This is a genomic window from Streptomyces sp. NPDC013187 (assembly GCF_042899705.1).
Taxonomy (GTDB): domain Bacteria; phylum Actinomycetota; class Actinomycetes; order Streptomycetales; family Streptomycetaceae; genus Streptomyces; species Streptomyces hawaiiensis_A.
On record NZ_JBIBAF010000031.1, the window covers coordinates 25881 to 46086 of the forward strand.

Consider the following 20206-nt stretch of genomic DNA (forward strand, 5'->3'; position numbering starts at 1 on the left):
CCGGCCTGAGTCTTCGCCGCAGCGGGGTCCGACTCTGGACGGTCTGATGTCGGCGGTAGGGGCCGGTGCCCTGAAGCTGGTCACGGCTCCGCACGGCGTGGCGGTTTCGGTGCGAGGCGTGACTGTCTGGGACGTGTTGGAGCCGGAGATAAGGCCAGGAGAGGTGCTGCTGGCGGTCGGGGTCGACTCGCGGTCGAGTGCGGCGGTCGATGTGGTCCGGGCCGCCGGTCGGTCCGGGGCCGTGGCAGTGGTCTTCGGTCCTGACGGACCGGAGTCGGCGAGTTCGGAGTTGCGTGGAGCGGCCGAGGCTGCGGGCGTGGCGGTGCTCTTCCGCCCGGCGTGGGTGGGATGGGTGCAACTGGTGGGGCTGCTCCGCGCGGGGCTGGCTGCCGCCGGCTACCAGGCCGATCCGCCGTTCGCCCAGGTGGCCCTGGGTGACCTGGAGGGGTTGGCCGATGCGGTGGCGGCGACGGTCGGCGGGGCGGTGACGATCGAGGATCCGCAGTCGCGGGTGCTTGCCTACTCGTCCACGGACGAGGACGTGGACGAGATGCGCCGACGCACCATTCTCGGTCGCCGGGTGCCGGCTTCGACGGTGGCGGCGATGCGGAAGAGCGGGTTCTTCCGCGTCCTGTGGGGTTCAGGGGACGTGGTGCGTCGACCGGCTGAAGAGGATCTCCCCGAGCGGCTGGCCATCGCGGTCACCGCCGGCAGTGAGGTTCTGGGATCGATCTGGGTGGCGCCTGCCGGGCGTCCGCTGCCGGAGACGGCCGCGGACGACCTGCGGGCGGCCGCCCGGGCCGCGGCTCCGCATCTGCTCCATCACCGCTCTCGGCGGGCCGGTCACCTGCGGGCCGTCCAGGAAGCCGCACGTGCTGTCCTGGACGGTTCGGGCTCCGCCGAAGCTCTGGCGGCATCCGCGGGGCTGCCTGTCGACGGCCGGTGCGCGGTCTTGGCGGTGCGCGCCGCGCCCGGTCCGGGCAGGGGTCGGGGAGAGGATCGCCTGCCGGACCTGGTGGCCCTGCACTGTGCCGCACAGGAGTATCAGGCAGTCGTGGTGGCAGTCCCCGGTGGGGTGCTCGTGCTCCTGGGCGACCTGCTGCCGGACTCTCAGCGAGCCACGGCGCAGGTGACGCGGCTGGCCGAGTCCCTTGCCGGACACCTGTCGGCAATGGTCGGCGCAAAGGTGTGGATCGGTGTCGGAGAGGTGGCGGCGGATCTGCACCGGGCGGTCGAGTCCCGACGCACGGCCGATCTGGCACTGCGGGCGCTTCTGTCCGGCAGCACGTCCCGAGCGGTCGCGCGGCTGGGTGAGGTGGCCGAGACAGCGACATTGCTGCGCATCCTGGACGCGCTGCGCGAAGTACCCCTGCCACCGGAGCTGCCGGTGACGCGTCTGGCAACATACGACGCCGAACACGACGGCGGCCTGGTGGACACCCTGCGCGCCTACCTCGACCACTTCTCGGACGTCCCCGCGGCAGCCCGGGCGCTGGGCGTCCACCCCAACACCTTCCGGTACCGGATCCGGAGGCTGCGCGAGGTGTGCGGCATCCGCCTCGACGACCCCGAGGCCCGTCTCCTGGCCCAGTTGCAGCTGCGGCTGATGGACCGCGGCGGCTCCGGCGACGGCTGAACTTGTCGCCGCGCACCATTGCCACGGGTCGGCTTCGTGGCCGGGCACAACCGCCAGCGGAGGGCTCACGGTCCCTGTCCGCAGGCACAGCTCACCCCGAGAAGGTGTGCCTTCCAGGACGAAGACGCGGTCGCGGCAGTCCGGAAACCTGGTCCTTGCGCGCCCAGTCCCCCCCGGGCGCACCGACTCGGAAGGTGCAAAAGGTGACTCTTTCCCAGGCAGCACAGCGGCGTGAGCGCATCCTGAGCGCCGCGGTACAGCAGCGGCTCCTCGACGCCGACGACGCTCCGCTGGCGGGGTTCGTCGACCTCGACGGCGTAGCCGACAGCGTCGCGGCCCTTCAGAACGCCTTCCCGTCGTCGGTCTCCGTGCAGCATGTGTTCGCGGCGAAAGCGAACCCCCTGGTGCCGCTGCTCCAAGAGCTCCGCAGGCTCGGCATGGGCTGTGAAGTGGCCAGCGCGGGCGAGCTCGCCCAGGCACTGGCCGCCGGCTTCGCCCCCGAACAGATCGTGTTCGACTCGCCGCTGAAAACCCGCGCCGAACTCCTTCAGGCACTCGAACTCGGTGTCGCGGTGAACGCGGACAACTTCCAGGAACTGGCCCGCATCGACAAGATCCTCGCGACCCGCTCGTCGACATCGCGTATCGGCATCCGGATCAATCCCCAGGTCGGCGCCGGCTCGATCGCCCTGAGCAGCACCGCCACCGCCACGTCCAAGTTCGGCATAGCCCTGGAGGACAACGGCAATGTCGATCGACTCCTGCGGGCGTACCGAGAGCATCCCTGGCTGACCTGGCTGCACGCGCACGTCGGATCGCAAGGGTGTCCGCTCGACCTGATCGCCCAGGGCATCGCCAAGACCGTCGCGTTCGCCGACAAGGTCAACGCCGAACTCGGCCGACGGCAGATCGTCGGTATCGACATCGGCGGGGGACTGCCGGTCGACTTCGGCAGCGACGACAGCGCCCCCGGCTTCGACACCTACGTCGCCCGGTTGCGTGACCACGCGCCGGGCCTGTTCACCGGTGACTACCGGATCATCACCGAGTTCGGCCACTCCCTGCTCTCCAAGAACGGCTTCACCGCCGCCTACGTCGAGTACACGAAGACCGCCGGGGAACGCCCGATCGCCATCACTCACGCCGGTGCCCACGTCGCCACGCGCACCGTGTTCCAGCCCGACTCCTGGCCCCTGCGCGTCACCGCCCACCACCCCACGGGCACCACCAAGACCGGCCCGCTGACGGCCCAGGACATCGCGGGCCCTCTTTGTTTCGCGGGCGACATGATCGCGCGAGCCCGTCCTCTGCCCGAGCTCTCCCCGGGCGACATCGTGGCCGTCCTCGACACCGGCGCCTATTGCTTCTCCGCCCCTTACCATTTCAACGGCATGCTCGAGCCTGCCGTCTACGGTGGCCGCACAGCTACCGACGGGAGTATCGGCTTCCAGCTCCTGCGTTCCGCCGAGACCATGGACCACCTGCTGAGCAGAAGCGGCACCGATGTCATGAGTTAGTGTCGCATCAGAGGGTGGCGAAGAGCGTCGAGGTGACGTTCACCAGCTCCAGGTCGACGGCGGCCGGGGCCATGCCGTCTACGGCTTCCCCTGGGGCCCCCGCCTGTGTCACCGCCACGGTGAACACCTACCTGGCCGAGGGCCGGCTGCCCGCCCGGGACACCACCTGCCGCGCGTAGGGGCTCCTCGCATCATGAAGCGCTGGCCGGACCTGGAGGCCCGTCGCCTCCATGTCCGGTTCACGAGGCTTTTGTTACCGGCGCCAGACCCCAGGCGGAACCCTGCGGGTCCGCTTCGCCCGTCACAGGGCGTGCACGGCGGCCCGGTTCCGGACTCCTCCTGTCAGCGCGCCACCTTGAAGCCGACAGGGAGGAAGTAGCTCCAGCCCTCGCCCTCGGCACCCGCTTCGGCTTTGAGGTGGGTGACCTTCTTGTCCCAGCTCTTGGGCAGGGACACCTTCACCTTGTACGTGGCGGTGGCGCCCGGCTTCAGAGTCCTGTCCACCGCCGGCGCAGCGAACGAGTGGGTGCCGCCGTTGCGCTGAGGGGTGTGGCCCACTGCGCGGCGTACTCCTCGAACCGCATCGCCCCGTACCTCGCGATCCGTTCCGCCTTCGCCTGCCCCCGCGGCGCAGCCTTCTTCGCGTTGTAGACCTCCGTCAAACGCGCGATCGCCTTGTCCTGGGTCGCGAACCCGGACTCCTTCACCTGCCTCCCCGCCGCCGACCGATACCGCACCTTGTACGGGTGAGGACACCTCGACCACCGCGACCGCGGATGCTCACACTCCTTGAAAAACGACCCCATCCCACGAACCAAGGCATTGGAACTCACGGTGGCAGACTCCTCCGGGACCGATGCTGACAGTTTGCTAACCGTCCGCGGTCCGGAACGCCGCTGACCTGCACTGATGCGGGCAGGGTTCGCTATGTTCTGGAACTGGATCGGGCGGTCGCAAGGGGAGATCGAGCAGGCGCGGCGGGACTGGATGGAGGGCACGCGGTTCGGGGAGGTGAAGGGGTACGACGGTGCCCCCCTGCCCGCACCGGAACTGCCGCCGGTGCCGTTGAAACCGCGGGGAAGGGTGCGCTGAGCTGCGGAAATGCGTCAGCGGCGGTGGCTGCTGATGGGCAGGCGGTCGGGAATCCCTACTTGACTTTGCTGACGCCTCGTCAGGACAGGGTGAGCGGCCCTCTTCTGAGGTCATTCACCTCCGAATCGAGCAAGGTGCTCTGCCCGAGACCGGGTGGGGGATGCTCGACCTGTCGGGTGGTGTCGTCACGGCAGGCAGGGGGGTGGACGGACGACGGTGCGGTACATGAGGTTCGACCAGCGGCCCCACTGGCGCGAGTGGGGCCGCTGGTCGTCTCACTCGGCGGCGCGGGCCTGTGATGCGCGCCGAGCCCCGGCTGCGCGGTGCCGAATGGTCAGTTGTCGACCCAGAAGTGGCTGATCGTACGGTTGTTGACCTCGACGGCTGTATCCGCACGAGTCATCTTGAGGCACACGTCGTCGCCGTACTTGGCGCTCAGCAGTTCCTGGGAGTACGACTCGCAGGACCAGCCCGATATCCGCTGCCGGCTGCCCCACTTCAGGTCCTTGAAGTTCTTGATGCGCTGCGGCAAGGTCGTGGTGCCGACCTTGTCGGTCCTGTCGATCGCGCGCTGGCAGGCGATGCCGTCGGTCTTGGGCACCTCGATCACTCTGGACCAGATGACCTCTTGAGTGCCGCCGTTGTAGGTGCCGGCCCACCAGTTGCCGCAGATGCGCGATCCTGACTGGGCTTCAGCCATCCCGGGAGCCATGACCGTGAACATCGCCCCGGATGTCATGGCGATTGCTGCGAGCGTCGCTGTGCGGCGCTTCGTACGCTTCGTGCTCTTCGACTGCATGGTGTGCCTCCTTGCTGTTCGAAAGCAGGTCAGATGCGGCCGTTGATGGCCCAGCCGACCTTCTTCTCTACGAACACGTTTCTGCTCCAGTTGCCGAACCTGGCGTTGCCGTTCCACTCGTAGGTGGTTCCGGACTGGCAGCCCCGGTTCGTGCGGACCCAGCCGCCGGCCCAGTTGCCCTGGGTCCAGCGGCGGACCGCGATCATGACGGGCTGCGCCGTCTGCCCGGGCTTGGCGGTGACGCCGATGCTGACGGTCTTGGAAATCTCGGTGGTCTTCTGGTAACCGACCACCAGGGGGAGCACGACGTTGTACCACTTCTTGCTCGGTGAACTGCTGTTACCGAGATCGGTACCGCCACCGACGGCCCAACCGGTGTTCACGGTTTCCGATTCCGACCACGAGTAGGGGCAGGGGTCTCCGTCGCGGGCGCACTGGGCCTTGGTGCCGCGCCACACCCAGTCGTCCCAGGTGTTGCGCGCCTTCTGGAGGGTGATCGCGCGGGTCACGTGCCCGCCTCCCGTGCCGGGGACGATCTTCGCGCCGTCGGAGTAGCTCTGGCTGAAGCACGCGGTCGTCGCCGCGTTCGCCGTACCGGTCATGCAGACCGCCGTCGCGGCGATAAGGGCCCCGCACATCACAACGCGCTGCCCGATGACTTTGCCGTGCACCGTAAGCTCCTTTCTTCTGCTGCCGTCGAGTGCGGGTCAGATGCGGCCGTTGATGGCCCAGCCGACCTTCTTCTCCACGAACACGTTTCTGCTCCAGTTGCCGAACCTGGCGTTGCCGTTCCACTCGTAGGTGGTTCCGGACTGGCAGCCCCGGTTCGTGCGGACCCAGCCGCCGGCCCAGTTGCCCTGGGTCCAGCGGCGGACCGCGATCATGACGGGCTGCGCCGTCTGCCCGGGCTTGGCGGTGACGCCGATGCTGACGGTCTTGGAGACCGTGGTGGTTTTCTGGTAGCCGACGGTCAGAGGAAGTACGACGTTGAGCCACTTGCCTGTCGGCGAGGAGGCGTTACCGAGGGACGTACCGCCACCGACGGACCAACTGACGGTTTTGCTCTCCGATTCGTCCCACGAGTAGGGGCAGGGGTCTCCGTCGCGGGCGCACTGGGCCTTCGTGCCGCGCCACACCCAGTCGTCCCAGGTGTTGCGCGCCTTCTGGAGGGTGATCGCGCGGGTCACGTGCCCGCCTCCCGTACCGGGGACGATCTTCGCGCCGTCGGAGTAGCTCTGGCTGAAGCACGCGGTCGTCGCCGCGTTCGCCGTACCGGTCATGCAGACCGCCGTAGCGGCGATAAGGGCCCCGCACATCACGACGCGCTGCCCGATGACTTTGCCGTGCATTACTTTCTCTCTTCTTTGGCTTATTGCTGCAGGGTGACGTCTGTGACGTCTGAATGCGCGTGGATATGTGCCGCCCTCAGTACACCTGCGACCACACGGCGGCGTGACGGCCGTTCACCTGACCGATCAGGTCCACCCTGTTCATCTTGTTGCAGGGATCGGCCCCGTACTTCTGGTTGAACAGGTTGCCGGCCTCCTCGCAGGTGTAGGACCGGATCACCTGTCGAGGGTTCCAGGTCACCTTTCCCTTGTAGCCCGGGAGCTGCATATTGCCGATGCTGTTCGTGTGGTCTATGACGCGCAGGCAGATATTGAAGTCGACCTTGGGGACTTCCAGCACCTTGGCAACCCGCCCGACCGTCTTACCGTTGGCCCTCGCATCCCAATAATTTCCGCATATGCGGGATCCGGACTGCGCCTGGGCCGTCCCGGGCAGCGTGATCACTGCTGCCGCAACCGCGAGGCCCAGAATTGCCACGCGTGTGTGTCGGCGTACGTTCGCCATCTCTTCTTCCCTTTCTGTTCGTGGAGACGATCAAGGTCCAACAGGCCCTGATGAATACCGGCTTGACCTGAGAAGGCCTGCTCGGCGGAATCAATATGTGGCTTGCCGGATTGCGAGTCAAGCCTTGAAGGGGGAATTTTATGCACGCTGAAATGCATTTGATTTCGGGCAGGTGGAAGCGGCCCTCGCCGCGTTATCGGCAGGATCGGCAGACAGCGAGAAGGTGAGCAGAACATGTACGGAAGGTGGTTGTCGCCGCGCTTCTGAGAAGGAGAGGAGCAACGCTCACCTATGAGATCGGGTGGACGCCCCGCCGAACGCGAGGCCGGTCTCGTGGGCCCGAGTGGCGGGAAGAGCTGCCAGAGCGCCCAGGGTGGGCGCGGCCGTGATGTGACAGAGCCATGCGCGCTGCTCTCCCAGTGGTTCTGTGCCGGACAGTCGACCTTGCCGCCCCAGGCTTTCCGAGTCGCAGTTGATTGGCACCCCCTGCGCCTACGGCGATCAACTCGGTTTGCGAGGCCTCGTTGTCCGGCACCACGCCCAGCCGCCGCGATCAAAACGAAGCAGGCGCCTCGAGGGTCGGCGTGGCCTGGACGCACGAGGCCGAAAGACGCAGCCAGGTGCGCGCGGGGCCGAGGCCCGTCACGAGGCAAGAGGCCAAACCCGCGGTGCAGGGCCCGCCGATCCCGGCACATTGCAGAGGAGCGATATGAAACGAGTGCGCCGCTACGCTCACTCTGAGCGGCTGGCTGCCCCGCCGAGGCGTGTCTGTTCTTTGTGCGGGGTGGTCGCCGAGCTTCGATCACCCGGCCGCACGTACAAGCTCACAGAACTCTTTTCCTTCTCTGATCCATGCCGGAGGGATCGCGCGAATCGGGGCGTCCCAGCGGCTGTGGGCGCGGACCCCGTCGACTTCCAGGGCCGGGCGCCTCAGAGCGGAACCTTGGCCACGTCATTTCGGCCCCAGGAGATTGATCGGGCCGGTCAGCCGCAGTCATCAATCCCAGTTGTCGCCGCCCGGCAGACCGTGCACTACGAAGGTGGCGTCTACGCAGGCAAGGTGCGGTCGCCTGGTTCGGTCAGAGGGAATCCTGGCGGTGTCTGCGTCTGCTGGAAGAGCTTGGCCGGGATTGCGTCGGCGAGGGCCCGGTAGCCGGCGGGGTTGAGGTGGAGGTGGTCGCCGACGTCGTACGCGGGGGAGAGCCGGCGGGGGTTCTGAGGGTCGCGGACCACCTGGTCGAAGTCGATGACGGCGTCGAAGCGGCCGCTGGTGCGGATCCACTGGTTGACTGCCTGGCGGGAGGACTCGTGGAGGCCGGCGGCGTCGTCGTAGCCATTCCCCCCGAAGGGGGTGAGCGTGGCTCCGTAGACGCGGATGCCCTGGGCATGTGCTCGGGTGATGATCTGCTGGTAGGCGTTGATGAGGTCGGCCGTGACCTGCTGCGCGGAGGACTCCGTGGTTCCGCCGGGGATGTCGTTGACGCCGTGGAAGACGAACAGCCAGCTGACGCCGCTCTGGGCCAGCACGTCACGGTCGAGGCGGGCCAGGGCGTTGGGGCCCAGTCCGTCGTTGAGGATCCGGTTGCCTCCCGCCGCTTGGTTGAGGATCGCGATGCCGGAGGTGGCGGGCCGGGACTGGAGCCGATTGAGGAGCTGGTCGGGCCACCGGTTGTTCATGTTGGTGGTGGACCCACGCCCGTCGGTGAGGGAGTCACCCAGCATCACGGCCGCGGCGGTGGTGCGCGTGGACCACGCCTCGACGCCGCTGAGGAAATACCAGTGATCGACCGGGGTGGCACCCGGCAGGTCGCTGTCGCCGACATGGTCACCGGCCAGCATGTAGGAGGTCGTTCTCGAGCCGGGGTGCGAGGTGATGGAGCTTGAGGCCTGGCCCTCGGCCAGGTAGAGCGTGACGGTCAGATTGCTCCCCGGCCGGACCTCGAAGTCCAGTGGGTCGCTGACCCCCTGCGCGCCCTTGGCGATGGTGAGGCCCGGGTGCCCGCCGAACGTCAGCGGGTGTGTGCTGCCGGGCACGATGGCGCTGACACCCGCCCTGCCGTCCGCCGGCAATGCCACGGCGGCGGCGGTGATGGGCAGGTGCGTACCCCCGAACGCGTTCGAGAGGCGTATCCGGGTGTACCGCCCGCCCACCGACACGCGCACCGTCTGGCGCAGAGTGACGTCGGCGAAGACACGGTTGCCCTGGGTGAACGGGGCCGGTGGCATGTTGGCGGGTTCGGTCAACTGCGGCATGGCGGTCCATGTGTTGACCCAGTGGGCGCCTTGCGTCGTCGGGGTGGGGTAGCCGGGCGAGCGGGTCGCCTCGTCACGCGCCGCACCCACCGCCGCGGGTGTCGAGAGACCCACGGCGGCTACCGCCGGGGTGACGATGACACTCACCAGCGCTGATCTTCGTCTCATGAAGGAACCGCCTCCGTCTGTGCGGGCATGTGCTTCCGGCCGGTCAGGTCAGTCGCGTGCTCTCCGGTGGACCGAGGTAGCTGTACTTCAAGCCGCCCGTGTCGATGACGATCTTGTTGAGGACCACGGTGGGGTCGACCATCCAGAACTTCAGTACGTGCCGCCCGGCGGTGCCGATGCGGTGCGTCGTACTGGTGCGGTTGACGTTGTCCGCGGTGTTGCGACCCCACTGGTTGTTCATGGTGGCGTCGCTGGAACCCGTGGCGGCGATGATGTCCACACTCTGGGGCACCTGGTCGTCGAAGGACACAGCGTAGCGGAGGCCGGGAGCGGGCAACGCCGCGTTGCGCGGGGCGAGATGGGCCCAGACCGTGACGGTCCCGGTGGTGAAGAGACTGAGGTCGTACTCGAGCCGGGGCCCGGAGCCCACGGGCTGACGGGCGGCGGTGACGGGAAAGGGCTCCAGGCCGTCGCCGGTGCGGCCGATGCCGGGGACGCGCCGCCAGGAGACGCCGTCTGCGGGGACGTTGCGGGTGAAGTGCGCGGCCTCGATGGCGACATAGCCGTTCGCCTCGACGAATCCGGACAGCTGAGACCGGGGGACACCCGGGTTGTCGACGGCTGCCTGCACGGTGACCGTCGTGCCCTCCGAACCGGTGAGGGTGACCGGAACACGGCGGGTTCCCTTGGGGGCACGGCGCCAGTCGACGCTGAGGACGACCCGCTGCTCCGTGGTGACGGTGCCGCGGGGCCGGTCGACGGTCAGCCAGGGCGCGCCGGTTGTGACGGCATAGCTGAAGGAAGTGGCTCCGCGATTGAAGAGGTCGATGTACTGCTTCGGCTGCGCCTGGTAGGGGCTGAAAGCGGGCAGAACCGCCTCGCCCTGCTCCTGTGGCCACCATCGGTCGGAGCCTTCGACGGCCACGCCCATGGCCGCTCCGGTCGGCACGGTGATCCGCCGGACGGCCGGGTAGATCTGGTCGGGCTGGGGCGGGTCGGCCCAGGAGGCGTTGGCCCCGTAGCGTTCCTTGTCGCCGTATCCGATGTGGGTCTGGGTCTGGAAGCCCTTCCATTTCCCGCCGGCGATCCGCTGGTTGAAACGGTCGGCCAGTGCGAAGTCGTCGGCCAGCCGGGCCTCCGCGGCATCGGCCAGGGCGTTGGTGCCGGACCTGCCCTGAGCGGCGTGGAGGAGATTGGTGAACTGCGCCCGCCGCAGCAGGTACAGGTTCGCCGTGGCCAGCACCGCGTATCCCACCAGCTCGAACCACGCGTCCCGGTTGCTCGCGGGCAGCTTGGACGCGACCGCGTCGGCCCGTTTCGCCAGGTCCTGCCACTCCTGAGTGACCCGCTCGAGCTCCCGGTAGTCGGTCTGGCTGAAGGGGGTGGCCCGGTCGTTCGTGACGACCGCGGACGCACTCGCGGGATCCTTCGCTGGGTCGAGGGTCTGGCGGCGGTTGAGCAGCTCCGGTTTCCGACGCGCTTGTAACCGCTCGTAGCCGCGCAGTACCTCGGCGATGTCGCCGGCGAGCCGGCCGTCGAAGTTCTGCCGCGCGAACCGCAGATCCCACTCCGCGAGTGTCTCGGGGCTCCAACGGTCGGGATCCCAGGCGTAGTCGAGGAAGAACTGCGTGGGGCGCTCGTTCCCCTTGACGTCACCCGCGTTGGTCACCCACAGTCCGCGGCCGCCATGGGCGTACGTCTGGTGGAGCTGGTCCCAGATGTTGGGCAGGGCGTTGGTGTCGATCCACTTGTAGCTGCGGCTGCCACCCACGTAGTCGAAGTGGTAGTAGAGCCCGTAGCCGCCGGAGCGCGGGTCGGCGGCGGTGTCCGGCAGCTTGCGGACGTTGCCCCAGTTGTCGTCGGTGAAGACGACGGTGACGTCGTCGGGTGCGCGCAGCCCCCGGTCCCAGTAGCGCTGCACCTCTTTGTACATCGTCCAGACCTGGGGGATGGTGGTGAGGTCCTTGCCGGTGACCTCGGCGAGGATCTTGCGCTGGGCGGTGATGATCTGCTGCATCAGCTCGATGCCGTCGCCGTCGCTGAGCGCGGTGTCGCCGTTGCCGCGCATGCCGAGGGTCACCACTCCCTCGAAGTCCTCGTCGACCATCCGCCGGATGCCGTCGCGCCAATACGCCTTGAGGGCCTCGGCGTTGTAGCGGAAGGACCATTCGCCGGTGCCGCCGTAGGGGTCGTGCCCCGGGGTGACGACGGTGCCGTTGCCGTCCCGCACGGCGGCCTTCGCGTGGCGGTTCCATTCTTCGATGCCGCGCATCATCGGCGCCTCGTGGGACGTCCCCATCACGATGCCGTACTTCTTCGCGGTGGCGTGGTTGCCGGGATCGTCCTCGGCGAAGGCCCGGCCCCACACGGCGGGCCACAGGTAGTTGCCCTTCAGGCGCAGCAGCAGCTCGAAGATCTTCTCGTGGAACGCGGAGTTGAATCCGCCCGGGAAACCAGGCGCCTTGCCCGGCCCGAACGTAGCAGGCGCCCAGGTGCCGAGGGCTGGGTTCTCGTCGTTGATGAAGAAGCCGCGGTACCTCACCGCCGGTGTGCCCTGGGTGTGCGCGCCGGGAAGGACGTACAGGGCGTCCCGGTGGACGGGCACGACGTCGTCCCAGTAGTGCCAGGGGGACACCCCGATGCCGCGTGATACGTCGTAGGCGCCGAAGACGGTGCCGCGCTGATCACTGCCGGCGATCACGAAAGCTCGCCCGACCCCCGGCATCGGCCGGTCCACCACGGTCTGGAGGGACGTTTCCCATTTGCCCCGGATGGCTTTCACATCGAGTTTCCCGGCGGCGATGAGCTGGTCGATGAGCGGGCTCCGGCCGATGGTCCCGATGATGGCGATCTCCGGAGCGTTCGGTGCCTGATCCCGGACGAGGGCCGGCCGCACTCCGGTCACCCGCTGGATGTCGCTCTGCAGATCACCTGCCACGCGGATCACTCCGGGCCAGTCGTTGCCGCTGACCACCAGCGGTACGGCGCGACCGGAACGCACCAGGGGGAAGCTGTCCGAGGACGGCGTGAAGGAGATGTACGCCCCGGGGTCCGTGGGACGCGATGCGCGGCCGGCGGCGGAAGCCTCGCCGGCACACGCCGCCATGGAGGCGAGCGGGCCGGCAAGAGCGGCCGCGCCCGCGGCCCAGCCCAGAACCGATCGTCGGCTCAGCGGGGGTCTGGCGGTTTCGTCCATGCGAACTCCTAGCCGCGAAAGGTTAGGTGGACTGTCCGAATCTTTAGAACGACCGAGCCTCGACATGTTCACATACATGGACGGACGCCATGCTTGCGAACCGCCTCGGGGAATGTAGAGCTGCCCGCTCGTCCGGGTCAAGACGCTGGCGACGTGCGGATTTACGCAGTGCGGAGTCGAGGGCGTGCAGGGTGTGAACGACGCGGTCAGGGCCCGTATGCACCGCTCGGCGCCAGAAAGTTTCGCTGCCGCCGGAGCGCTGAAATGCGGAACGGTCTTTACCTGTGCGTCACCCACGGTCTGTTCGGGTGAAAGGTTTCATCACGTAGGGTCTCTCCGCCTGCGTCGGTTTCGTCGGCTGTGTGGAGGTAAGTACGCATGGGTCGTCCCGAAAGACCCCTGGACCCGGCGGCGGGTCCCCTGGCCCGGTTCGCCCATGAGCTGCGTGAGCTGCGACGAGCGGCGGGCAGTCCTTCATACCGGCGGATGGCGGGGGCGTCCGGCTTCTCGGCGAGCACGCTGTCCGAGGCGGCGGCGGGGGAACGGCTGCCGTCCCTTCCCGTGGTGCAGGAGTACGTGCGCGCCTGCGGCGGCGATCCCGGCGAGTGGGAGGCCCGTTGGAAGGACGCCGAGGCGGAGGCGGCGGGGAAGGCCCGCGAGGACGACGAGGAACTCGTGTTGCCCTACCGGGGCATGGCCCGGTTCGAGACGGCCGACCAGGCGCTGTTCTTCGGCCGGGACCAACTGGTGGACGAGCTGCTGGAACTGGTGTGCGGGCACCGGTTCGCCGCGGTGTTCGGTGCCTCCGGAAGCGGAAAGTCCTCGCTGGTACGGGCAGGGCTGATCCCGCGCCTCCAGCGGCGGATCGAGGAAGAGGACCGGCAGGCACTGCTGCGGGTGGTGACTCCCGGCGACCGGCCGGCCACCACGCACGCCCGTCTGCTGACGCCGACCCAGGACGATCCGGAGAGCTGGTTGGTGGTGGACCAGTTCGAGGAGGTCTTCACCCTCTGTCGCGACCGGGCCGAACGCGCCCGGTTCATCGAGTTGCTGCTCGCCGCCCGCAACCCCGGCAGCCGGCTGCGGGTCCTCATCGCCGTACGGGCAGACTTCTACCCGCGGTGCGGCGAGCACCGGGGCCTGGCGGACGCGTTGCGCGGTGCCGGGCTGCTGGTCGGCCCGATGACAGCGGACGAGCTGCGGCAGGTGGTCGTCAAGCCGGCGCAGGAGGCCGGTCTCCTGGTGGAGCGTGCGCTGACCGCGCGCATCGTGGAGGACGTCCTCGACGAACCCGGCGCGCTGCCGATGCTCTCGCACGCCCTGCTGGAGACCTGGCGGCGCCGCAAGGGCAGGATGCTGGCCCTGGCCGCATACGAGGCGGCGGGCGGAGTGCGCGGTGCCATCGCGGCGACCGCCGAGGAGACATACGACCAGCTGACCGCGGACCAGGCGGCGGCCGCGCGGCGTCTGTTGCTGCGCATGGTCGAGCCGGGCCAGGGCACCCCGGACACCGGACGCCCGTTCACCCGGGCCGAACGGGCGGAGTGGACCTGCCCCCACCTGCCTGTCGTGCTGGAGGTACTGACCCGCGCGCGGCTGCTGACCGTCGACGAGAGCGGTGTCCGTCTCGCCCACGAGGCGCTGATCAGCGCGTGGCCGCGGCTGCACGGCTGGGTCGAGGAGGAACGTGAGCGGCTGCGCCGTCATCGCCGGCTGGCCGAGGACGTCCGCGCGTGGCTGGAACACGACCGGGACCCCGGCAGTCTGTACCGGGGCACCCGCCTGAAACGCCTGGAGGAGCTCTTCCCCGACCGCGAGCAGGACCCGTCGTTGACCGTGCCGGAACGGGAGTTCCTCACCGCCTCCCTGGAGGCCCGCGAGGCGGAGCGCAGGGCCGCAGCCCGTTCTGCGCGCCGGGCACGGACCGCGGTGGGCGTGCTGTCGGGCGTCCTCGCGGTGGCGCTGATCGCCGGTCTGAGTGCCTGGGTACAGCACCAGGACAACCGGCGTCGCCGCATCGACGACGCGGCCCGCCGTGTGGCCGCCGTCGCCGACGCCCTGCGCACCACCGACCCGCGTACCGCGCAGCTGCTGGGTGTCGCCGCCTGGCGGGTGGCCGAGCTGCCGGAGACCCGGCGGGCCCTGCTGGGCTCACTCGGCCAGCAGGAACAGGACATCTTCTCCGATCCGGCACCGGGCGACGGCCCCTTCCGCGCTCTGACGGATTCCGGCCGCAGACTGCTCAGCGTCGAGGACCGTACCTGGCGGACCTGGGACGTCGTGCGGCGCCGGCGGATCGCCTCGGGGACGCTGCCGCGGGACAGCACGGTGATCGGGGTGAGCCCGGACGGGCGGCTCCTGGCACTCGACACGGGCGACGCCGTACGTCTGTGGGACACGACGGCCGGAATGTGGTTCGGGGACCGGCTGCCCACGTCCTCGTACGTGCTCTTCGCCCAGCACGACTACGTCGTCAGCAGCGCGGACGGCGCGCGGATGCAGGTGCGCTCGACCTCGGACGGCAAGCTGCGGTGGCAGACGGACTCGGGTGGCACGGTCGTACCGAGCGAGGACGGGCGACTGGTCGCGGCCTGCCCCGCAGGGGGCGGGCCCGTGCAGGTGCGGGACCTGGCGGGCCGGCGCGCACTGCACGGCGACTGGGAACACGTCGGCGACGTCTGCCGAGAGGTGGGCTCGCTGCTGACGTTCGACGGCGGGCAGCGGTTCGCCGCCGTGACGGGAAGCGGGGTGCGCGTCTGGGACACCGGGTCGGGCAAGCAGCTCGCGGATCTCGCCGACCCGGGCGTTACCCACGTCACCTTCGACAAGGACGGGAAGTTCCTGGCCACTGCCGACAAAGAGGAAGTCCGGGTGTGGCGGCTCGGCGTGGACGCCCCGGTGCACCGGCACTCCCTCGACAACGAACACCTCGACGGTGGCCTGGCGTGGGATCCCGCGCGCCCGGTGCTGCACTACCTCGAAGGCGGCGCCGTCCACTCCATGGACGTCGCGCAGGCCGTGACGTCCGCTTGGCAGGCCGAGCCGCTGGACAAGGTACTGCTCGGCCCGGACGGCCAGACCCTCGCCACAGCGCGGCGCACGGGTGGCTCGTACCGGTTCGAACTGCGCGACGCCCGTGACGGACACCTGCTGAAAGCCCTGCCGGCCACGCCCCTGCCCGTCTCTCATGACCCCTCCCGGCCGGTGCAACCGCAGGACACCCTCCCCCTCATGGCCTTCGCCCCAGGCGGCAGGACACTCGCCTACACCGTCTCGGCACCGGGCACCGACGCCTCGCCCCAGCCCCTGACGATCTGGGACATCGGCAGGGACCGAGCCCGCACGACCCTGGACCTGGCCACGACGACCACGGCAGGCGCGGTGGTCACCATCGCCCTCGGCCCGGAGGCCCGCACGCTCCACCTCATGCGCACCACCGCTGTCGGAGAGACGAGCGACGAGACCTGGGACACCGCCCGCCGGCGCCGTACGAAAGCCGTCGCGGGCGACCTGTCCAGCGGGACCCTCGCCCTGAGCCCCGACGGACGGCTCCTGGTCGGCGACAACCACGTGGTCACTCTGCCGGACGGCGGGAGCACGGGACGAAACCTCATCCAGGGAAGCGACATCGAAGCCCTGGCCTTCTCCGAGGACGGTTCGCTGTTCGCCGCAGGGGACCAGACGGGCCGCGTCGCCCTGTGGGACGGCAAGCTGCGACAACGGGCGGGTCTCCTGCCGAATGTCTTTCCCGCCCTCCCGGAAGGACACGCCGACGCGATCACGGACGCCATCACCGACGACGCTTCCGAGGCCGTCAGCGCGCTCGCCATCAGCCCCGACGGCCGCACGATGGCAGTGGGCGGCGAGGCCGGAAGCCTTCAGCTGTGGGACGTCGCAACCCAGCAGCCCCTCGGAGGCCTGCTCACGACCCCGGGCGAGGCGATCGACAGCGTGGCGTTCGCAGCGGACAGCTCCGTGCTCTACGCGGGAAGCGCTCACGTGCCCCTCCAGCGCTACACGATCGAGCCGTCGAAGGCGGTCGCGTCGGTGTGCGCACGGGCGGGCGGGGATCGTCTGACGCCGGCGCAGTGGCGGACGTACGTGCCCGACGTGCCGTACCGCAGGGTGTGCGGACATTGATCGCTCCGGCATTGAATTGCCTGGTGAGAGCGTTTTGATTGCTGCTGCGGAGCGGGTTGCTCGGCCGACGATGATGGCCGGTTCGGCCAGCAGAACCAGCTTGGCCGGGCTGCGGTGCGCTTCTTCCGGATCGTCGGTTACGGCCTGGGCGCCTACCTCCTCTTCGTCGTCAACGACCACGGCGTCAGCGTCTACGTGGGCACGCTCGTCGTCTCCGCGCTCGTCGCGCTGCTCGCCTGGCCGCTGTCGTATCTCGCGTTCCGTTTGCGCGGCGGCTACTTCGCCGTCGGAACGTGGGTGATCGCCGAGGTGGTCCGTCTGATCGTGGTCCGCTTCGACTCTCTCGGTGCCGCCGGCGGACGCAGCCTCTCGGACGTCACCGCCGACCCCGTCCTGCGCCGCGCCTTCACCTACTGGCTGGCCCTGGCCGTCATGGCGGCGGCGGCGCTGGGCACGTTCGCGGTACTGCGCAGCCGCCTCGGCCTGGCCCTGCAGGCCATCCGTGACGACGACACCGCGGCCGGCTCGCTCGGCGTGAACGTCACCAGGGGCAAACGGATCATCTACATCGCGGCGGCGGCCGGCTGCGCCGCCACCGGTGGGGTGATCTGCGTGAACAGCCTTGGCGTCGCCTCTCCCACCCAGATCTCCGACCGTGGGACCGCTGGTCGCCACCGCACGCCCAGCAGCGTTGCTTCCCTGTCCCGGAAGACAGGGAGTGCGATGGCCGCAAGCCTTGCACTCCCCATCAGCCGGGGCCTCGCGGCGGTCGATGCAGTAGGAGCACCCTCAGGTGGCCACGTAACGTAACCGACCGAGGGCTTTGTGTAATGCCGATCCGGACAGTTGCCATTTGACAACTATAGCCGTGAGGCAACAAAGTAGCCGTGTCAGACGTGCACGGGAAGGGACGGCAATGTTTGCGGAGGCCGCTCCGTGTGCTGGTGGCCCGCAGGTATTGGTATCTGGGAGGCCGGCGGCGCGCCCTGCTGCTCAGGCGGTCTGGCTGCCGGTTTCCTCGGCGTCGTCGTGTATCTGGGCCGTCACCACGGCGCAGAATGCCTCCAGGCCGTGCAGCAGCGCGTGCCGGTCGGCTGCGGACATCTGGTCGAGGACTTCCTGGAGCGTCTTTTCCCTGCGGGCCCGCAGATCCGCAAGAAAGGCCCTGCCCCGGCTGCTGAGGCGCAGGTGCACTTCACGTCTGTCGGCTTGGCTCCCTTCCCGCTCGATCAACCCGGCGGCCTGGAGCCGGTCACACAGCCGGCTGGTCGAGGGCGGGGTGGAAGCGAGAGAGGCGGCCAGGGTGCGCAGGTTGATGCGCTCGTGGTGCTCGAGGATGAGCAGCACGCGCAACTGGGACGCGGAGGCCGGGGCCGTCGAGGCGCGGCCCCACAGGACTTCCAGCAGCTCCGCGGCCGTAGCAGTCACGCGGGCGACCTCGTTCGGCTCTCGGCGGGGGCGGAAGGCAGTCACGGTCACACTCTCGCAGGCACTGGGAAGACTCTCAGCGTACTCGGCGCAGGCGGGGGCTAGAGATGACTTGGAATATCGGCACGGTCGATTGGGCGGCTGTGTCATGCGGGTGATGCCTGTGGCCGCCCGGCGATAGATTGGTGTATCGACCATCGTGAACAGATATGTGGCTGCTGAACGTGCACTGCGTACAGCGGCTCCTCATGAGTTGCTCAACGCTGTGCGTCGCGTTCTTGTCGAGCAGTACGAGGCCGAGGCCGTCGAGCTGTTCATGGCCGACTACGGCCTGACGGTGCTGCAGCCGGTGTCCGTGCTCCCGCACACCATGGAACCGGTGTCGATCCACAACAGCCCCGCCGGCCGGGCGTTCGCCGCCCAGGAGCCCTTTGTCGAACCCGCGGCGCCCGGCAGCCATCAGGTGCGCGCCCACCTGCCCGTCAGTGTGCGGGGCGATCGGCTGGGTGTGCTGTCGGTGACGCTGCCTGCCGACCAGGTCGACGACTGCCTGGCGGAGCTGGCCGACATCGCTGAGGTGCTGGGGCACGAGGTGACCGTTGCCGAGCGGGACACCGACCTCTACCTCCAGGCCCGGCGCAAGGACCGGCTCACGCTGGCCGCCGAGATGCAGTGGCAGCTGCTGCCGGGGCGCTCGTGCGCCAGCCCCGAGTACGAGCTGGGCGCGCAGCTGGAACCGGCGTATGCGATCTTCGGCGACAACTTCGACTGGTCCGCGACTGCGGACCGGCTCACGCTCTACGTCACCAACGGCATGGGCGAGGGCATAGAGGCCTCCCTGCTGACGAACCTGGCGATCAACGCCCTGCGCAACGCCCGGCGCGCGGGCATCTCCATCGACGACCAGGCCGCCCTGGCCGACCAGGCCGTCTTCGCGCACTACCGGGGCCGCTGCTACCTGTCGGTGCTGATGTTCGACTTCGACCTGGCCACCGGGCGTGTCCGGGTGGTGGACGCCGGCTCCCCTCAGATGCTGCGCCTGCGCGGCGGCACCGTGGAGCGGATCGCCTTCGAAGCCCAGCTGCCGCTCGGCATGTTCGAGGAAACCGACTACGTGGCCCAGGAGTTCCATGTCGAGCCCGGGGACCGGCTGGTCTTCGTCAGCGACGGGGTGTACGCCGTCGCCTCGCCGCGCGGAGAGGCCTACGGAGACGCCGCCCTGAACCGGGCGATCCAGTCGACGCGGCTGCTTCCGGCCGCCGAGGTGCCCCGGGCCATCCTGCGCGAGCTGACCGGCCACCGTGGCCAGCCCGTCCCGGACGACGACGCCCTGGTCATGTGCCTGGACTGGCGCGGGCGCTGAAGCCGTCGCGCCGGCATCCCCGTGCCTTCGACTGTTGTTTGCTTCACGGGCCCAGCGCTAATATTTGCCATACGACAATAATTGCCTGATGGTCTCCCGCGCGGGTGGACCATCAGGATCTTGTGCAAGGAGAGATGCAGTGTCGGAGCAGGACGCGGCCTCGGAGCCGGCAGCGCGGCAGGTGGGCGAGTTTCTCCAGCTCAGGCAGGAGCAGATCGCCCAGCGCTGGGCCGACGCCGCTCTCTTCCGCACGGTGTTCACCGTCTCCCGGGACGAGGCGGTGGAGGCGTGCAAGGCCGTGGTCGAGGCTCTTTCCGAGGTGGCCCTCTCCGGTCGGCTGGAGGACATCACGGCGCCCGGCTTCCAGACGGTGCGTGAGCAACTGGGCCGGATGGCGGCCTCCCGGGCCCGCACCGGTTCGAACCCGGCGCAGGTCGCAGCCGAGGTCGCGGACCTGCGCCGACCTGCCGTAACGCTTCTTCGGCAAGAGTTCCCGGATCCTGGCGACGACCAAGCGCAGGAATGCGCGCTGGCTCTCACCCTGCTGATGGGCACGCTGCGCCTGGTGGTGATGGAGACGACGCTCAGCCAGGGGCAGGAGCTCATCGAACGGCAACGCCAGCAGCTCATGGAAGTGGCCACCCCGGTGATCAAACTGTGGGAAGGCACGGTCGCCGTTCCGCTGATCGGCACACTCGACAGCGCGCGCAGCCAGGTGGTCATGGAGAGCCTGCTGGACGCGATCGTGGCCGAGCGCGCC

At 69.0% G+C, this 20206-nt stretch carries 15 protein-coding genes and 1 pseudogene; 8 read left to right on the top strand and 8 right to left on the bottom strand.

All coding sequences use genetic code 11. The features are described from left to right. The first annotated feature begins 46 nt into the window (after positions 1–46). From ACFY5B_RS38710 to ACFY5B_RS38720, 3 genes are all read left to right on the top strand, one after another. A complete protein-coding gene (locus ACFY5B_RS38710) occupies positions 47–1636 on the top strand; it encodes a PucR family transcriptional regulator (RefSeq protein ID WP_389979718.1) in 1590 nt (529 codons plus the stop codon). 194 nt (positions 1637–1830) lie between these two features. Beyond that, entirely contained in the window at positions 1831–3153 is a 1323-nt protein-coding gene (locus ACFY5B_RS38715; protein WP_389979720.1) for a diaminopimelate decarboxylase, read from the top strand. A gap of 71 nt (positions 3154–3224) precedes the next feature. Further along, positions 3225–3332, top strand: coding sequence for an alpha/beta hydrolase (locus ACFY5B_RS38720; protein WP_389979766.1), 108 nt, complete (start codon positions 3225–3227; stop codon positions 3330–3332). A gap of 163 nt (positions 3333–3495) precedes the next feature. Here the strand turns inward: ACFY5B_RS38720 and ACFY5B_RS38725 are convergent, their stop codons facing one another. After that, entirely contained in the window at positions 3496–3711 is a 216-nt protein-coding gene (locus ACFY5B_RS38725) for a hypothetical protein (RefSeq protein WP_389979723.1), read from the bottom strand. A gap of 369 nt (positions 3712–4080) precedes the next feature. Between ACFY5B_RS38725 and ACFY5B_RS38730 the strand changes: the two are divergent. After that, a pseudogene (locus ACFY5B_RS38730) lies at positions 4081–4245 on the top strand (pirin family protein); the annotation flags it as partial. A gap of 334 nt (positions 4246–4579) precedes the next feature. On the opposite strand, the gene ACFY5B_RS38735 reads toward ACFY5B_RS38730, so the two are convergent. The 6 genes from ACFY5B_RS38735 to ACFY5B_RS38760 all read right to left on the bottom strand — a co-directional run bounded on the left by ACFY5B_RS38735 (position 4580) and on the right by ACFY5B_RS38760 (position 12515). Further along, the gene (locus ACFY5B_RS38735; protein WP_389979726.1) at positions 4580–5044 is read right to left on the bottom strand and encodes a hypothetical protein; all 465 of its coding nucleotides are present in this window, start codon (positions 5042–5044) and stop codon (positions 4580–4582) included. A 29-nt stretch (positions 5045–5073) separates the two neighbouring features. After that, positions 5074–5715: a hypothetical protein gene (locus ACFY5B_RS38740; RefSeq protein WP_389979729.1), complete on the bottom strand. Its 642-nt coding sequence runs from the start codon at positions 5713–5715 to the stop codon at positions 5074–5076. 36 nt (positions 5716–5751) lie between these two features. Next, complete coding sequence (locus tag ACFY5B_RS38745; protein WP_389979732.1) at positions 5752–6393, bottom strand: hypothetical protein; 642 nt, start codon at positions 6391–6393, stop codon at positions 5752–5754. Between the two features lie 76 nt (positions 6394–6469). Beyond that, positions 6470–6898, bottom strand: a complete 429-nt coding sequence (locus ACFY5B_RS38750) for a hypothetical protein (RefSeq protein ID WP_389979735.1) — start codon at positions 6896–6898, stop codon at positions 6470–6472. Between the two features lie 1047 nt (positions 6899–7945). After that, positions 7946–9319 carry an SGNH/GDSL hydrolase family protein gene (locus ACFY5B_RS38755; RefSeq protein WP_389979738.1) on the bottom strand — a complete coding sequence of 458 codons (1374 nt, stop codon included), beginning with the start codon at positions 9317–9319 and terminating at the stop codon, positions 7946–7948. A 43-nt stretch (positions 9320–9362) separates the two neighbouring features. Beyond that, positions 9363–12515 carry a glycosyl hydrolase 115 family protein gene (locus tag ACFY5B_RS38760; RefSeq protein WP_389979741.1) on the bottom strand — a complete coding sequence of 1051 codons (3153 nt, stop codon included), beginning with the start codon at positions 12513–12515 and terminating at the stop codon, positions 9363–9365. A gap of 378 nt (positions 12516–12893) precedes the next feature. Between ACFY5B_RS38760 and ACFY5B_RS38765 the strand changes: the two genes are divergently transcribed. Both ACFY5B_RS38765 and ACFY5B_RS38770 read left to right on the top strand, forming a co-directional pair. Continuing rightward, positions 12894–16655: a hypothetical protein gene (locus tag ACFY5B_RS38765; protein ID WP_389979744.1), complete on the top strand. Its 3762-nt coding sequence runs from the start codon at positions 12894–12896 to the stop codon at positions 16653–16655. A 114-nt stretch (positions 16656–16769) separates the two neighbouring features. After that, a complete protein-coding gene (locus tag ACFY5B_RS38770; RefSeq protein ID WP_389979747.1) occupies positions 16770–17465 on the top strand; it encodes a branched-chain amino acid ABC transporter permease in 696 nt (231 codons plus the stop codon). A 183-nt stretch (positions 17466–17648) separates the two neighbouring features. On the opposite strand, the gene ACFY5B_RS38775 is transcribed toward ACFY5B_RS38770, so the two are convergent. After that, entirely contained in the window at positions 17649–18083 is a 435-nt protein-coding gene (locus ACFY5B_RS38775; RefSeq protein WP_389979750.1) for a MarR family transcriptional regulator, read from the bottom strand. A 199-nt stretch (positions 18084–18282) separates the two neighbouring features. Between ACFY5B_RS38775 and ACFY5B_RS38780 the strand changes: the two genes are divergently transcribed. Continuing rightward, positions 18283–19446: a PP2C family protein-serine/threonine phosphatase gene (locus tag ACFY5B_RS38780; RefSeq protein WP_389979753.1), complete on the top strand. Its 1164-nt coding sequence runs from the start codon at positions 18283–18285 to the stop codon at positions 19444–19446. 88 nt (positions 19447–19534) lie between these two features. Beyond that, a partial coding sequence (locus ACFY5B_RS38785) for an RsbRD N-terminal domain-containing protein (protein ID WP_389979756.1) occupies positions 19535–20206 on the top strand: 672 nt, incomplete at its 3' end.